Origin of the sequence: Psychrobacter sp. APC 3281, assembly GCF_030407815.1 — a bacterium.
GTDB lineage: Bacteria > Pseudomonadota > Gammaproteobacteria > Pseudomonadales > Moraxellaceae > Psychrobacter.
This window is the reverse complement of record NZ_JASDCS010000009.1, coordinates 58,425-74,407: the sequence shown is the minus strand read 5'-3', so window position 1 is coordinate 74,407 and position 15,983 is coordinate 58,425. Positions and strand designations below refer to the sequence as shown.

Annotated in this window: 14 protein-coding genes and 2 tRNA genes; 10 read left to right on the top strand and 6 right to left on the bottom strand. The window is 44.8% G+C overall.

The window, feature by feature from the left end; translation table 11 throughout:
- Window positions 1-113: 113 nt before the first annotated feature.
- Window positions 114-1,115 (bottom strand): 16S rRNA (cytosine(1402)-N(4))-methyltransferase RsmH, encoded by a 1,002-nt coding sequence (gene rsmH / locus QL886_RS09360; RefSeq protein ID WP_290178572.1) that lies wholly within the window; start codon window positions 1,113-1,115, stop codon window positions 114-116.
- Between the two features lie 400 nt (window positions 1,116-1,515).
- On the opposite strand from rsmH, the gene gltX reads away from it, so the two are divergent.
- From gltX to QL886_RS09335, 5 genes are all read left to right on the top strand, one after another.
- The gene (gene gltX / locus QL886_RS09355; protein ID WP_290178511.1) at window positions 1,516-3,039 is read left to right on the top strand and encodes a glutamate--tRNA ligase; all 1,524 of its coding nucleotides are present in this window, start codon (window positions 1,516-1,518) and stop codon (window positions 3,037-3,039) included.
- 158 nt (window positions 3,040-3,197) lie between these two features.
- Complete coding sequence (locus QL886_RS09350) at window positions 3,198-3,563, top strand: hypothetical protein (protein WP_290178510.1); 366 nt, start codon at window positions 3,198-3,200, stop codon at window positions 3,561-3,563.
- Between the two features lie 122 nt (window positions 3,564-3,685).
- Window positions 3,686-3,761: transfer RNA gene (locus tag QL886_RS09345), tRNA-Ala, on the top strand.
- 148 nt (window positions 3,762-3,909) lie between these two features.
- A tRNA-Glu gene (locus QL886_RS09340) sits at window positions 3,910-3,985 on the top strand.
- A gap of 292 nt (window positions 3,986-4,277) precedes the next feature.
- A complete protein-coding gene (locus QL886_RS09335) occupies window positions 4,278-4,931 on the top strand; it encodes a LysE family translocator (protein ID WP_290178509.1) in 654 nt (217 codons plus the stop codon).
- 98 nt (window positions 4,932-5,029) lie between these two features.
- On the opposite strand, the gene QL886_RS09330 is transcribed toward QL886_RS09335, so the two are convergent.
- Entirely contained in the window at window positions 5,030-7,867 is a 2,838-nt protein-coding gene (locus QL886_RS09330; RefSeq protein WP_290178508.1) for an aconitate hydratase, read from the bottom strand.
- A 296-nt stretch (window positions 7,868-8,163) separates the two neighbouring features.
- Complete coding sequence (locus QL886_RS09325; RefSeq protein WP_290178507.1) at window positions 8,164-9,243, bottom strand: DUF3025 domain-containing protein; 1,080 nt, start codon at window positions 9,241-9,243, stop codon at window positions 8,164-8,166.
- Window positions 9,244-9,369: 126 nt separating this feature from the next.
- Between QL886_RS09325 and QL886_RS09320 the strand changes: the two genes are divergently transcribed.
- Both QL886_RS09320 and QL886_RS09315 read left to right on the top strand, forming a co-directional pair.
- Window positions 9,370-10,086: a metal-dependent hydrolase gene (locus QL886_RS09320; protein ID WP_290178506.1), complete on the top strand. Its 717-nt coding sequence runs from the start codon at window positions 9,370-9,372 to the stop codon at window positions 10,084-10,086.
- A 59-nt stretch (window positions 10,087-10,145) separates the two neighbouring features.
- Window positions 10,146-10,736, top strand: a complete 591-nt coding sequence (locus QL886_RS09315; RefSeq protein WP_290178505.1) for a YchJ family protein — start codon at window positions 10,146-10,148, stop codon at window positions 10,734-10,736.
- A gap of 24 nt (window positions 10,737-10,760) precedes the next feature.
- Here QL886_RS09315 and QL886_RS09310 read toward each other — a convergent pair whose 3' ends face one another.
- The 3 genes from QL886_RS09310 to QL886_RS09300 form a co-directional block, all read right to left on the bottom strand.
- On the bottom strand, window positions 10,761-11,681 hold the full coding sequence (locus tag QL886_RS09310) for a class II glutamine amidotransferase (protein ID WP_290178504.1): 921 nt from the start codon (window positions 11,679-11,681) through the stop codon (window positions 10,761-10,763).
- Window positions 11,682-12,011, bottom strand: coding sequence for a hypothetical protein (locus tag QL886_RS09305; protein ID WP_290178502.1), 330 nt, complete (start codon window positions 12,009-12,011; stop codon window positions 11,682-11,684).
- A 72-nt stretch (window positions 12,012-12,083) separates the two neighbouring features.
- Window positions 12,084-13,247 carry a homoserine kinase gene (locus QL886_RS09300; protein ID WP_290178501.1) on the bottom strand — a complete coding sequence of 388 codons (1,164 nt, stop codon included), beginning with the start codon at window positions 13,245-13,247 and terminating at the stop codon, window positions 12,084-12,086.
- A gap of 185 nt (window positions 13,248-13,432) precedes the next feature.
- Between QL886_RS09300 and hisF the strand changes: the two genes are divergently transcribed.
- The 3 genes from hisF (at window position 13,433) to nusB (ending at window position 15,978) form a co-directional block, all read left to right on the top strand.
- Window positions 13,433-14,215: an imidazole glycerol phosphate synthase subunit HisF gene (gene hisF / locus QL886_RS09295; RefSeq protein WP_101205985.1), complete on the top strand. Its 783-nt coding sequence runs from the start codon at window positions 13,433-13,435 to the stop codon at window positions 14,213-14,215.
- Between the two features lie 185 nt (window positions 14,216-14,400).
- Complete coding sequence (gene ribE / locus QL886_RS09290; protein WP_057762077.1) at window positions 14,401-14,919, top strand: 6,7-dimethyl-8-ribityllumazine synthase; 519 nt, start codon at window positions 14,401-14,403, stop codon at window positions 14,917-14,919.
- Window positions 14,920-15,135: 216 nt separating this feature from the next.
- Entirely contained in the window at window positions 15,136-15,978 is an 843-nt protein-coding gene (nusB, locus tag QL886_RS09285) for a transcription antitermination factor NusB (RefSeq protein WP_290178500.1), read from the top strand.
- Window positions 15,979-15,983: the final 5 nt, after the last annotated feature.

Here is a 15,983-nt window from a genome sequence, read left to right as displayed (position 1 = left end):
ATTTTTAACAGTGGCGTAGCCATTAGGACATTTGCGCATCATTTAGACAAATATTAGCAATCTTAGACTACTCAATAATCATATTCAGCTATGACTTGTGGCATCATGTTGTTCTATGATTTTGTTGTCTGCTCATAAGCTGTGTCGGTACGCGTTGCCATACGCAGCCATGCACTACGCGCGCGCGGGTTTTGACTCGTCTCAGCTTTGCTTGGGCCAACACGTTTTGGCTTGCTAAAATAGCGTGGACGATTCGGCAGCATTGGCAGGTTTTCGTCTTCTGGATATTGCCCTTTACTATGTCGCTGCAAAAACTGCTTGATACGGCGATCTTCTAATGAGTGAAAGCTAATGACCGCAAGCTGTCCACCTGACTTTAAGATAGGAATACTTTGCTCTAAAAAGTCATCAACATCGCCCAGCTCATTGTTAATAAAAATACGCATGGCTTGAAAGCTTTGTGTGGCTGGATGTTTACCGCGTTGCCAGTTGGGATGCGCTACTTTGATGACTTCTGCCAATTCAAGCGTAGACTCGTAGCTCTCCATCTGTTTGATAGCGCGTGCAATACGGCGGCTATGACGCTCTTCGCCAAACTCATAAAGTACATTGGCCAACGTTTCATCATTGACTTTCTCGAGCCATTCGGCAACTGACTGGCCACGACTGGTATCCATACGCATGTCTACTGCCCCATCACGCATAAAGCTAAAGCCGCGGCTACCGTCATCAATCTGCGGTGATGAAATGCCCAAATCTGCCATCAAACCATCAATTTCAGTGATGCCCATAGCAGCCAGACTGTCGGTCAACGTCGCAAAACTATCGTGAACCACACGCACGCGGCTGTCTTTGCTTGCCAGCTCTTGCGCCACACTAATGGCTGTTGGATCTTTGTCAAAGACAATCAGCGTGGCGTCATCGGCGAGTTGACTTAATAGTAGTCGGCTATGGCCACCACGACCAAAGGTTGCATCAACGTAGATGCCACTTATATTTAAGCTATGTTGGTCGCCTTCTGTTTGCTTGGGCAAGGATTTTACACCCAGTACTGCTGCGACAGTCTCTTGCAGCAGCACCGCATCATGGACAAAACTTAATTCATCAGACGTGATATCGCCCTCATGACGGGCGTGAGTAACATCCAGATCGACATCTTGCGTAGACGCATCCTTTACAGCAGAAGGATTAGACGCTGACTCAGAGAGATCAGCGGCGGCAGAAGGACTGGCTTTCGATTTTGGCTTAGACTTTGATAGGGACACAAACAACTCAATAGATGACGACCATACTGGCCAGTAATTAGATGAAAATAAACAAGTTATGACTTGCTTAGCATTATTATCGCAAGGATACACCTGTAGTCAAGCACTAGAAGGGCTTTTCATTAAAAATATCACATGTCTCTGTTATACTAGCGCTATATTTTACGCTATTTCTTAACATCGACTTCATATCTTTCATCGCTATTTATACTAATAGCTTATATCGATAGCAAACTTTGAGACTTTTACCATGCAAACCTCTACTGACAGCACGCGCCCTGTACGTACGCGTATCGCCCCATCACCAACTGGCTTTCCACACGTAGGTACTGCCTATATTGCCCTATTTAACTTGGCTTTTGCCAAAGCGCGCGGTGGCGAATTCATCTTACGTATCGAAGACACTGATCAGACTCGCTCGACTGAGCAATCAGAACAAATGATTTTGGATGCCCTACGCTGGGTTGGTCTGGATTGGAGCGAGGGCCCAGATATTGGCGGCCCACACGCCCCTTATCGTCAGAGCGAGCGTAGCGATATCTACAAAAAACACGCCGAGATACTCATAGAAAAAGACCATGCGTTCCGCTGTTTTTGTACCAGTGAAGAATTAGACGCTATGCGCGCTGAACAAATGGCCAATGGCGAGACCCCTCGTTATGATGGTCGCTGTGCCCATCTTGCACCAGAAAAAACCGAGCAATTGGTAAGCGAGGGCAAACCGCACGTGATTCGTATGCGCGTACCTACCGAAGGCATCTGTCAGGTACATGACATGCTACGTGGCACGGTTGAGATTCCTTGGACCCAAGTCGATATGCAAGTACTGCTAAAAACAGACGGCATGCCAACGTATCATTTAGCCAACGTCGTCGATGACCATCTGATGGAAATCACTCATGTGATGCGCGGTGAAGAGTGGTTGAACTCTGCGCCTAAGCATCAACTGCTATATGATTATTTTGGTTGGGAAATGCCAACGCTTTGCCATATGCCGCTCCTACGCAACCCGGACAAGTCAAAACTTTCTAAGCGCAAAAACCCAACTTCTATCACCTACTATCGTGATGCAGGCGTGCTACCTGAAGCGCTGCTAAACTATCTTGGTCGTATGGGCTACTCAATGCCCAATGATGCTGAGCAGTTTACGCTAGAAGAAATGATTGCCAGCTTTGACATTCAGCGTGTGTCGCTTGGTGGCCCTATCTTCGATATCGAAAAGCTAAACTGGCTCAATGCAGAATGGCTACGTGCGCTTAGCCCTGAAGAACTAAAGAATAAAATCCTTGAATGGGCCAGCAACAGTGACAAACTAACCGCTATCGCAGCGGCGATTCAGCCACGTATCGAGCTATTGTCTGATGCGGTTAATTGGGGTGGTTTCTATTTCCAAAACCTACCTGACATCAATGCTGAGAGCTTTACTCATAAATCACTCACCCCTGAGCAAATTATCGAGATGCTGCAATTAGCCCTTTGGCAGTTAGAAGTCTTACCAACGTGGTCAGAAGAAAACATCTATGCCACGCTAAAAGGCCTTGCTGCTCATCTTGATATTAAGATGCGTGATTTTATGGCGCCGTTCTTTATCGCTATCGCTGGTAGCACCTCATCGACGCCAGTCATGAACTCTATGGCGATTATCGGTGCCGATATGACTCTGACTCGCTTGCGTCACGCAGTTGATGTATTAGGCGGCCTCGGTAAAAAGAAACTGAAAAAACTTGAGAAACAAGCGGCAGAATTGCCAGATTTCTTAGCTGCTGCTGAATAGCTTAGAAGCTGAATAACTTATCTACTAAACAGTTAACTAGCTAAACTTGTCGAATGTAAAAGGGTCAGGCCATCTCTGGCCCTTTTTTCGTTGTTAATAAGTACTACTACTCTCAGAATATAAAAATCTCTTACTCAATATTTTAATTGGAAATAAACATGGCCGCCAAAACCGTCACGATAGAAAGCAAAGATTATGTCTTTAATACCCTAAAAGAAGCACAGAAATATTATGATGCCATCATAAAAGAACTGTTTGATGCAACTTTGACCCTGACCAAGGGCCAAGACTTCGAAGATTTAAAATGGATATACAGCACTTACTGTGGTTACACCAAGCATAATCTGGATAAATTGAGCGAATATGACATCGTTGGCGTCAAAGGTATAAGAACGATCCGAGAAAAAGGTGGTCAATATATGCCAACTGAATGCTGTGCGATTATTTTTTCTGATGGTAGTGAAGAAGAGTTTTATACCGATAAAGCCATCAAAGAGATCGCACTTAAGCAAAATCCACGCTAATTTGGGCTTATTGAGCCTTTAAAATAGGCTAAATCACTTTTTTTTGCATATTTATGAATTATTTTTAAAATAGTTGTTGACAAGACTGCCGCTCTTACATAAAATACGCACACTCTTAGCGAGGGGCTATAGCTCAGTTGGTAGAGCACTTGCATGGCATGCAAGGGGTCAACGGTTCGACTCCGTTTAGCTCCACCATACTTATTTATAGCAACGCTCAGTATTACTGAAACGTAATAATAAATACTCGCTAGTAGGACGATATCAGCACCTAGGCAATGCTTATTTAATAAGCTATCTGATATTGTGAAGTACCGTTGTAACCACTGGTTATAACACTCTATGCGTCCCCATCGTCTAGAGGCCTAGGACACCGCCCTTTCACGGCGGTAACGGGGGTTCGAATCCCCCTGGGGACGCCACTATTCGGCGTCACTTATTAGCACTTTTGCTTAGCATCAGGTTAGACTAATAAGCGAACAATAAAAAAGCCCAGTCATCATATGGTGACTGGGCTTTTTTATGTCTGTCGTTTCTTGAAATCCTCTATTCTGTTTTCGTTAGCTTATTATTAATAGCCGCTAGCTTACTGTTGATAGCGCTATTGCCAACCTATTTAATACTCGTTAATATCGACCTGACAAGCGTATTTATAAAGTGCACCTACATACTATAAATGATAGGGCTTGGCGTGCTTAAAGGGAAGTGATTGCTATGTTTGGTATCGAGAATTATCTAGGGTTTATCTTGGCGGCTATTTTGTTAAACCTAACGCCAGGTACGGATAGCATGTACATCATCACCCGTAGTGTCTCACAGGGGCAAACAGCAGGGGTTTATTCTGTTCTTGGCATTACTTCGGGTATTTTGGTACATACTTTATTGGCGGCGCTAGGGTTGTCCGTATTGCTTGCCAATTCCCCTACGGCGTTTATGATCGTTAAATATATTGGGGCCAGCTATTTATGTTATTTAGGCTTTAAGATGCTGACGAGCAAAAACTTGAGCTCGATAGCAAACAATTTATCCAAAGATCAACACGTGACTAGCCAAAAGGCTGTAGATGGTTGGCAAATATATAAGCAAGGTGTGTTGACCAATACTTTTAATCCAAAAGTCGCTTTATTCTTCTTGGCGTTCTTCCCGCAGTTTATCGACGCTAGTTATGCTTATGGCATGCTGTCATTTTTAATGTTGGGGCTGACTTTTGCCACCACAGGCTTTATATGGTGCTTGAGTTTGGCGCTGTTGGCGTCAAAGTTCAGCAAAAAACTAAGAGCGAATCCAAAAATTGAATCCATGATGAATAAAATAAGTGGTGTCGTATTTATGGGGCTAGGAATTAAGCTGTTGACTGAAAAAGCTTGAAGAGTAAAGTAACAAGAAAAAAACATCTTCCATAGAAAAGCCCAATCCCCTACTTTGACGGAGATTGGGCTTTTTGTCATATAAAGCTTAACTAACTACTAGCCTGCTTCTTTGCTCTCAGCAGCTAATTGACGTAGTACATAGTGCAATACGCCACCATGACGCACATATTCGCGCTCTTTTGGCGTTTGTAGACCGACATTTACTTCAAAGGTTTCTGCCGTTCCGTCAGCACGTGTAGCCGTGACCGTGGCTGTTTTACTCTCGCCATTGTTCAAACCTGTGATGCTCAGTACTTCAGAACCATCTAGTTTATAGGTCTCTGCATTTTGACCGTCTTTAAATGTCAATGGCAGCACGCCCATACCGACGAGATTCGAGCGGTGAATACGCTCAAACGAGCTGGTCAATACCGCTTTTACGCCGAGCAAGATCGTACCTTTAGCTGCCCAGTCACGGCTCGAACCAGAACCATACTCTGATCCACCAAGTACGACGAGCGGAAGCTTGTCTTCTTTATATTTCATCGCTGCGTTATAGATAGGCATCTCTTCGCCATCTTGTAGCGTAGCGCTGTCATCTTTGAAGTAGTAGGTATAGCCGCCTTCTTTACCGCCCATCATGGTATTTTTGATACGGATGTTGGCAAAAGTACCACGAGTCATTACTGCATCGTTACCACGGCGTGAGCCATAGCTGTTGAAGTCTGCTTCCATCACACCGCGCTCTTGCAAGTACTTACCTGCTGGTGAGTCTGGATCGATATTACCTGCTGGTGAGATATGATCGGTAGTGATTGAATCACCAAATAGACCTAAGATACGCGCGCCTTCGATATCAGGGATACCTTCTGGCTCCATGGTCATACCATCAAAGAACGGTGGGTTTTTGATATACGTCGACCCTTCATCCCATGGATACAATTGGCTATCCGCTGAACTAATTGCGTTCCATGCGGCACTACCATCAAATACTTCGCCATAGTTTTTGCGGAACATATCAGCATCAATATTGTTGGCAATCAGCTCGTTAATTTCTTCCGAGGTTGGCCAGATATCTTTTAGGAATACATCATTGCCATCTTGATCCTGTCCTAGCGGATGAGTCGTCAGATCGATATCGACTGTACCTGCCAGCGCATAGGCAACCACTAGCGGTGGTGATGCTAAGTAACTGGCTTTGACATGCGAGTGAATACGACCTTCAAAGTTACGGTTACCAGACAGTACTGCTGCCGCGACTAAGTCGTTTTCTTCAATGCCTTTTTCGATCTCTTCTGATAATGGCCCTGAGTTACCGATACACGTCGTACACCCATACCCTACTAGGTAGAAGCCCGTTTTTTCTAGCTCATCCATCAGATGGGTCTTTTCTAAATAGTCGGTGACCACTTTAGAACCCGGTGCGAGCGATGTCTTAACCCAAGGCTTGGCTTTAAGACCTTTGGCAGCCGCTTTTTTGGCCACTAGACCTGCACCAATCATTACCGCTGGATTGGAAGTATTGGTACAAGAAGTAATGGCAGCAATAACTACCGACCCGTCTCGTAGTTTGTGTTGTTTGTCATCGATGCTGACATTTGAGAAGACATTGTTTGCTGGCGCGTAACCTGCATTGTCATCACTGGTATCAACTTCGATATTCGGTTCAGCCGCTAAGTGTTCAGCTTGCTCTTGCTCGCCGCCTTCTTGATCAAAGCGTACTTTGCCTTCTACTTCTGACTTACGATCTTTGGTCATTTTTTCTAGCGTTTCGCCAAACTTCTCATGCATATCAGACAAATTGATACGCTGCTGTGGCAAGTTTGGACCAGCAAGTGCTGGCTGTACTGACGACAGATCTAGTTCTAATTTGCTTGAATAAGTCGCCGCAGGTGTATCAGCATCGTGCCATAAGCCTTGCGCCTTAGCATATTTTTCAACCAGTTCAATCTGCTCTTCGTCACGGCCTGATAAACGCAGATAATCAATTGCCATTTGGTCAATTGGGAAAATACCACAAGTCGCGCCATACTCTGGTGACATGTTGGCAATGGTGGCGCGATCCGCTAGCGGCATACTGTGTAAGCCTTCGCCATAAAACTCGACGAACTTGCCCACTACGCCATGTGCGCGCAACATCTCAACCACACGTAATACCAAATCAGTTGCCGTGACGCCTTCGGTTAGCTTGCCTTTTAGCTCAAAACCGACTACTTGTGGAATCAGCATCGATGACGGTTGGCCTAGCATCGCAGCTTCAGCTTCGATACCGCCCACACCCCAACCAAGTACACCGATACCATTAATCATCGTGGTATGACTATCTGTACCAAACACTGTATCTGGATAAGCTGTCAGCTCGCCATCGACGTCTGCTGCCATCACGACACGGGCTAGATACTCAAGGTTGACCTGATGCACGATACCTGTCGCTGGCGGTACCACGACGAAGTTTTCAAAGGCTTGCTTGCCCCAATGCAAAAATTCATAGCGCTCATTATTACGCTTAAATTCAATCTTTTCGTTCAAATCTAGCGCATCTTCGCGGCCATAAGCATCAACCTGTACAGAGTGGTCGACGACCAGCTCACTAGGGATAAACGGATTGATCTGCTCAGCCTTACCGCCAAGCTCGACAACTGCATCACGCATCGCAGCCAAATCAACTACCGAAGGTACACCAGTGAAATCCTGCAATACCACACGCGCTGGCATAAAGGCGATTTCTTTCGACGCCTCAGCCCCTGCATCCCAGTTGGCAACCGCTTCGATATGGTTTTTACCAACCGACTGGCCACCGTCTTCGTTACGCAATAGGTTTTCTAATACCACTTTCATACAAAATGGTAATGTCTTGATATGCTCATAAGTTTCGGTCAGCTTTGGCAGGCTGTAGTAGGCATGTTCCTTGCCAGCAACCGAAAGGGTGTCTTTTACATCAAAAATATCACTCATGATAGCTTCCTTATCGTTGTTATAAATCCTGGACATAAATTATTATAAGTTTATGTATGACTGGTGGCTCAATAAATGATTGATCTGTCTTGAATCAATATCGCAGTTTCGCAAAACTGTCTGATATGAGTCAGTGTTAACAAAAGAGATAATCATATCTGTAGTGATTAACAGAAACTCCCTTTTACCATAACAAACATACAAGGCTTTGTTAACGTCCGGACGTTGTCGAATCGTGGCACAATCGTAAACGTAACAACGGTTTAGCGAGCTATTCTTAAGCAATATCTTTCTATTTATTTTTTACCTTTTTTACGTCGCCCACTGCGGAACACATAGCTGTCCTCATAGAAGTCAGTATTGGCATTCTCTGCCCAAAAGTGTGGTACCCCCAAAATTGGTAACGGCGCAAGCTGGCGCGGCTTGACGTCATCATTGGATAACAATGTGTCCATGTATTTGGCAACCTTGTCATCCAAATAGTGCATACGTTCAGCTAACGATAAGGTAAAGAATTCTTGTGCAACGTGAATGACAATGCTGTGAGCGCATAAAGGTTTGCGTGGATGTACCAACTGCTCAAGCAATGCATGGCCAAAGATATAAACTGCGGCTTGAGCGCTGTTATCAGGCTGGGTTGGGTTGTCCCATTTAGCGCGCGGCTTCACCAAACTTGCCTGCCAGTCAAAATCAACCAATGCCTTACCGATATTAGCATCAGAAGTCACTAGCACTGCACCATTCTCATCAAAGACAGTAATAGTGTCGCGCACACGCCCTCGGCGCTCACTAATGCCCTGCTTAGCGATTTCTAGCATATGGTAGTAATTAAGCACAGCTTTAGTCTTCGGAAAAGTCAGCCAAATACTGCCATTAAACAAGTCATGCAAATTATCACGCGTCGGGATATTGCCAGTTGTGCCGATGAAATGCTCATAGGCCTCCCCTTCAGGCAATGCATTTTGAGAGACGAATTGTAGCGTTTGAGATTTGTGGTCGTAAGCAGGTTTGGTATGCGGTAACGGCTGTCGTAAGTGATCAGCTTGTTGTACCATCGCCGTTTTTAAGACCTTGGCCATCGTGTCAGGCGTATTGATGTCAGAAGCATTTATATCGTACTCATCTAGGCTTTTCACATTATCCAAACTTTCTGAATCACCCAAATCACCCAAATTATCCAAGCTATTTCTCTGTGATTTTGAGCGACTAAGGCGTTCAATCGTGTTGCTGATATAACTCAATTGAGTAATATGCGACAACCAAGGCGCTTGCCAATCAATAGCAGCAAAGCTGTTATCAAGCTGACCTTCTACTACAGGTAGCTGCTTAGTATGAGTATCAGAGTTAAGTGTGGCTGGTAAATCAATGGCAGGCATAGAAGCTCTCTCTTACGGGCTATCTCTATTAGACGTATGGACGGTCTATGGTATCATGGTGCGCTTTTTTACTGCTAGATACGCCGCTCGAAAGGACTTTTTGAGCGCTATGGATGAATGAGTTTTATGGCAAATTTTAATACCCACTTAAATGTCGCATTTATGGTCAGCGGCACACTAAGTTTGACGGTTTATAAAGCTGGATTGATTGATGATTCAGGATTTTTGGTGTGCGTGGCGCTTGGTACTATCGGTGGATTGCTGCCAGACTTGGATTCTGATAATTCAACACCGATTAAGCTCGGTTTTAATATTACCTCGTTTATATTTGCCTTTGGGCTAGTCATGCATTGGCGGAGTGATTTAAGCTTACTGGCATTAATAGTATTGTGGCTGGCGGGCTACGGTTTTATGCGTTATGTGGTTTTTCATATTTTTACTACTATGACGGTGCATCGCGGTGTCATCCACTCTGTGCCGTATATGGCGATACTGGGACTGGGTCTGACGTGCCTAAGTTATTATGGCTTGCACCTACCACTGACGACCAGCTGGTTTTATGGCCTGTTTTTATTTGGTGGCGCAATGGTGCACTTATCATTGGATGAGCTGTATAGCGTCAATCTGTCCAATATGAAAATGAAACGTTCATCGGGCACAGCGATGAAGTTTTATCAGCCAAAAGACAAATGGTGGTATTTGCTTCTATACACTATCCTTGCGCTACTGGTGTATGCCGCCCCGCCTTTTGAGATGTTTTGGTCACGACTAAGTGAGCCTTCCGCATGGGCGCAGCTCAAAGTCGGTATATTGCCAGAATTAATAAAAAGCATGCTGCAATAAAGTTATCATAAGGCTATTAATCCTAAACGAATAAGCCCAAACAAAAAGTAGAGTAAAACATGCAATCTTACCCAGATACTTGCCCTTGCCAAATCAATCTAACAGCAGAAACGACAGACGCTCCGCTATCCTATCAAGACTGCTGCCAACCATATCATGATACTTTTTATAATGGTGCTTTTTATAATAATGAGGTTGATAAAGCAGATGGTACAAAAGCGGAGACAGCCGAACGGCTTATGCGCACGCGCTATAGTGCCTTTGCATTGGTGAAACCAGAGTATATCGTCAAAACCACAGTGCCTGCTCAGCAAGCATTACTTGATGTTGCAGCGATTGAGAGTTGGGCAAAAGAAACCGATTGGGCAGGATTAGAAATCGTAGAGCACACGCCAAAGCTTGGTAAACGTCATGCACAGGTTGAATTTAAAGCTTATTTTAAAAGCCCTGAGAAAACAACAAGTGGTTTAGAAGAAAAAATACAGGCGCATCATGAACTTTCTACTTTCGTAAAGGTAAAAGACAAGGCTAATAGCGATGCGCGCTGGTATTTCTTAGACCCGACGGTTGCGATGACTGTCAGCCAAAAGCAACCGTGCATTTGTGGATCTGGTGAGAAGTTTAAGCGGTGTTGTGGAGTTTATATTTAAACAGTATTGGATATTCATTAACCGCTAAACACTCGCTCCAACGGCTCGTGCAATCGCAATGCCTTCATCCACTGTTAAAAACTTGCGCTGACTTGGGCTGTCTTTATAAATGACATCACCGTCTTGAAAAATTAAGCATTCATTGACGGCGAGCTGCTGCCATTTCTCATTTTCAGTCAGTGGCACGGTGACTAAAATAGTAACTTTATCCGTGTCTGTGGTCACATCACCAAAGTTAATCGCCATATCATCATCAGCGAGTTTCGCTTCACCAAATGGTGCTTTGCGCGTAAGATAAAACAGTAGGCTGCCCGCATAAGCCAGTTGCCACCTGCCATTCGATATTAAGCAATTAAATAACCCATTGGCAGATAGATAACGACATTGCGTGGTCAAAAAGTTAAAAAGCGTCTTGTCATCAGGGCGTGACTTAAAGCTACTCTTTAGACGATTGACCAAATAACAGAATGCCATCTCAGAATCAGTTGAACCGACTGGCTGACAATGTGAGGCATTGCCATTGTCTTGTAAGCGCTGACAGCGTTTGATAAATTCGCTATTCATCTGCCCATTATGAGCAAATACCCACTGCTCGCCCCATACTTCACGGACGAATGGATGGGTGTTTGCCAAACAGTTCTGTCCTTGCGTCGCTTTACGAATATGCGCGATGACATTCATGGCTTTGATTGGGTAGTTATTGACCAAATCGGCGACTGGCGATAGATGGCTTGGACGATTATCATGAAACAGACGCAGACCCGTTGAGTCATTTGCCGTCTCATCGTTAATTCTATCATTATTGCTGCATTCGCTACGCTCGAAAAATGCAATGCCAAAGCCATCTTCATGACTGTCAGTCATCCCGCCGCGCTTGCGAAATCCTGCAAAGCTAAAGCCAATATCCGTTGGGGTATTACAGTTCATTCCTAAGAGTTGACACATTTAATCATTACCGCCGTTATTGTCGTCTATTATCGAGTTACCTTGGGGAGCATTGCTTTGAGCAGCAGATAGCGCATCAAAGTCAGCATCACTCATTTCATTTAGTAAGGCCGCACCATCAGTTGGGATGGTATCCAAAATGCGCTGAGCTTCTGCCAGATCAGTACTTTCTACCCAGAGAACGATACCCGAGTTCATACCTGGGATAGCGCTAAGCGGCTGCAAGGACACGGTAATGCCGTTATTACGTAGTAGGTTGGCGTGCAGCTCACCTTGCATATTGGTATCGTAGCGCGCCAGTTTGTGCCAGTTATCAACTTGATCGGTCATGGGGTCGCCTCTAAGGTTTCGGTGCTAAAATTAGTACTAGCATTAGTACTAGAATAAATGAATAAGCAACGCTTACGATAATTGATCTAGCGTATATTCTTTGATTGCAAATTCACTACTATTTAATGTTTCCTGCGCTTGCTCAGCTTGGGTGATACTGCTAAACACGCCGACTATTTGATTGTCTGGTTTGTTTAATAGTACAAATACGGTATTTTGCGATTTTTCAACGTGTGCCCAATGGTAAGCGGCCAGACGCTTCATCAAATCAGGATTTTTGACCATGATGTTATCACCCGTACGACCTTCGGTACGATTGTAGTGAATCACATTTAGGCGTAATAACCAGAAAATCACCGCCGCCTTTGCCAGCATAACAGGTAGTGCACGGTTTTCGTCGTTATTTAGCGGGCGGATCGACTCATAACCTTGTAAGAATGCTGCCATTTTACTGCGGTCAAAGTTAACGGATTCGCCTTGTTCTGCAACGCCCCACGTGGTACAAAAATCATTGATAGTAATGGCAATATCCATCACGTAATGCTCAACACTGACTTCGGTGAAGTCCAACAGGCCCGTCAAACGCGCTTCACCTTTTTGTAGATTCCATAAGGTATTGTCGGCAAACATATCTAGATGACATAGGCCTTTTGGCAAGGTTGCCAGTGGTAATTCTGAATAAGAGCGCCAGATATCGCTCATCAGCTTAGCTTCATCACCTGGCATAAACTGCATTTCACGGTCGCGCACATCTGCCCATGGGTACAAAGGCACGCCGTACTGCTCACTTGGCTGCAATGCTTGTAGCGTTTCATGCAGCATCGCTAATGCCGCGCCAATGTCATGACACATTGCTTGCGTGGTTTGATCAGGATGTGAGCCTGCTAAACACGGCACTAAAGTAATTGCCTTGTCTTCATAATGGATAACATAGCGATTATCATCACCATCCATTTGTGAACTATTTGATTCAATAACAGCTAGCGGCGCAGCGACTGGTAGCTTGCCATTTAATTGATTAAGAATAACGGCCATTTTTTCGATATCAGCAGGCGGACGTTCTTCAAACAAGGTAAATACATAAGAGTATCTGCCATCTACATCGTCAGTCGTTTGAATAAACCAGTTTGAGTTTTTAATACCTTGAGTGATCGGAATCGCACGGGCAAACGACACGCCAAAGCTTTGGCAAAAGGCGGCAAACTGATCATCGGTTAACTGGGTATAGACGGACATGACATCTCACTTATAGCAATTGGATAAGAAGTTAAATAGGATAAATTTATGCGGTAATGACAGCAATTGTACCGCGCATGATAAAACTATGGTGAAAAGCGTAATAATCTTGCGAAAACCTGCCTGAAATAGCAGTGATTTTGCTAGACTAGCGCCTATGAATTGATTATAAGGTGAAAGACCCTATGTTAGCAAAGCGTATCATTCCTTGCTTGGACGTAGACAATGGCCGCGTGGTCAAAGGCGTGCAATTTGTCGATATCAAAGACGCAGGCGATCCTGTTGAAGTAGCCAAACGCTACAACGAACAAGGCGCTGATGAGATTACTTTTTTGGATATTACTGCGACCAATGATGAGCGCGATACCACTTATCATACTGTTGAACGCATGGCAGAGACGGTATTCGTTCCGCTGACTGTTGGCGGCGGCGTACGAAAAATCGCTGATATTCGCAATTTGCTCAATGCTGGCGCGGATAAAGTCGCGATTAACTCAGCAGCCGTATTTACGCCGGAGTTCGTTGGTGAAGCCGCGCAGAAATTTGGCAACCAGTGTATCGTCGTTGCCATCGATGCCAAACGCGTCGCTGATATCAATGTCGATGGTATTGTCGTACCACGTTGGGAGATTTTCACCCATGGTGGCCGTAAACCAACGGGTATCGATGCCGTTGCTTGGGCGAGCAAAATGGCAGAGCTGGGCGCTGGTGAATTACTGGTCACCTCGATGGACGGTGATGGCACCAAAAAAGGCTACGACTTGGCGCTGATGCAGCAAATTACGAGCCGCGTTAATGTACCAGTTATCGCCTCAGGCGGCGTCGGTAACCTGCAACATTTAGCAGAAGGCGTACTAGAAGGCGGCGTAGATGCCGTACTTGCCGCCAGTATTTTTCACTTCGGTGAGTACACGGTATTGGAGGCCAAAGAGTATATGGCAGCGCAAGGAATACAGATGCGTCTTTAGCACGCTCGTAATATACAAATAAAACCCAAAAAAATGCTATCATAGCGCTAACCATTTATTTTCGTTCAATTAACTAGGGCAACGCCAAAATAATAGGCGACCGAGTCGATTGAACGCATCAGACTATTTAGCTATTTATTGACGCCTATATTTCAATTGAACGCTTATTAAGCAAAGGATTTTTTATGTCGAATTTACAACAGCAGCGCAACGACGTGACTCACATCGATGGTAACCTACATCAAAACGCTGATGCTCGCATTGGTATCGTTGTTGGTCGTTTTAACGGTTTCGTCGTTGAGTCATTGGTTGATGGTGCAATCGATGCCCTACTCCGTCATGGTGTATTGGGTAGCAATATTACTGTTATTCGTGTGCCTGGCGCATTTGAGCTACCACTTGTAGCCCAACGTGCTGCTGAATCAGATCGCTTTGACGCGATTGTGGCATTGGGTGCAATCATCCGTGGCAGCACGCCGCATTTTGATATTGTAGCTAGCGAGTCGGCTAAAGGTTTGAGCGCTGTGGCAATGGATTATAATATCCCTGTTGCTAACGGTATCATCACCACTGACAGCATCGAGCAAGCTATCGAGCGCTCTGGTACTAAAGCGGGCAACAAAGGCTCTGAAGCTGCGATGGTTGTACTAGAAATGATCGCTGTTTTGTCACAGCTTGATATTGATGATATCGATGAAGCGTAAGCTTTAAAGCTCAAATTTACTAGTTTAACTGGTGCTGCTATTGAGTGATAACAGCACCTCATAGCACTAGCCAGCTATCAAAACAATTGGCTATTTTTTGAATTTTCGCCGTATTTCTATACCCTTTGAAATTTTAAATAAACAAAGCTAAAAAGTTACTTTGCTAATTTATATTTTGACTGGGTATCATCTCAAAAATTTAGGTACAGACCCCCTATGACTGACCAACTCAAGCGCGCTATTAGCGCTGCGAAAACCGCACAAGCCAATGATGGACAAGCTGAAGCTACCCGTATAGCGAGCAGTAGTGCGGGTGATCAAACATTCGATATGAGTGAGTCTTCTTATAAGACCAGTCACACTGCTATCCGTAAGGCACGTCGCTTTGCGATGCAAGGCCTATACGAATGGCTCGTCACTGATCGCCGCTTTGATGTAGATGGCAAGCTTGGCTGGAAAGCCAATGCTCCGCACGATATCGCTGCTCGCACGCGTGCAACCAATGCCATGCATACCGTCCATATCGGTTATTATCATGAAATGATGCGCGACATCCCAGAGCAAATTGAAGCACTCGATGCGCTTATCAGTCAGCATCTCGATCGTGAGGTTGATAAGCTAGATACTGTTGAGCACGCTATCTTGTTGATTGGCGCGTATGAGCTACAAAACCGTATAGAGATTCCTTATAAAGTCGTGCTTGATGAAGCGATGAAGCTAAACAATCATTTTGGGGCGACTGATGCTCATAAATTGATTAATGCAGTACTAGATAAAATGGCCGGTGAGCTGCGCGCTTTAGAGGTACAAGCAGATACTAATGCCAATCTACGTACGTCACAAAAAGCGGCGGCTAAACAGTCTGAAGCAAATCCAGTGGATAGCATCGAAACTGCTACTGAAACAGAAAGCGCGATTATCGATGAGCCGACTGCATCCAACAAGCCGCGTATCAGTGCTAACAAAGCCAACGTCAAACGCAGTAGTGCCAGTAAAGCCAGTGCAAATATCAGTGACTTTAAGGCGAGTAAGAAAAACGCTAACGATACTAAAGATTAAGACTA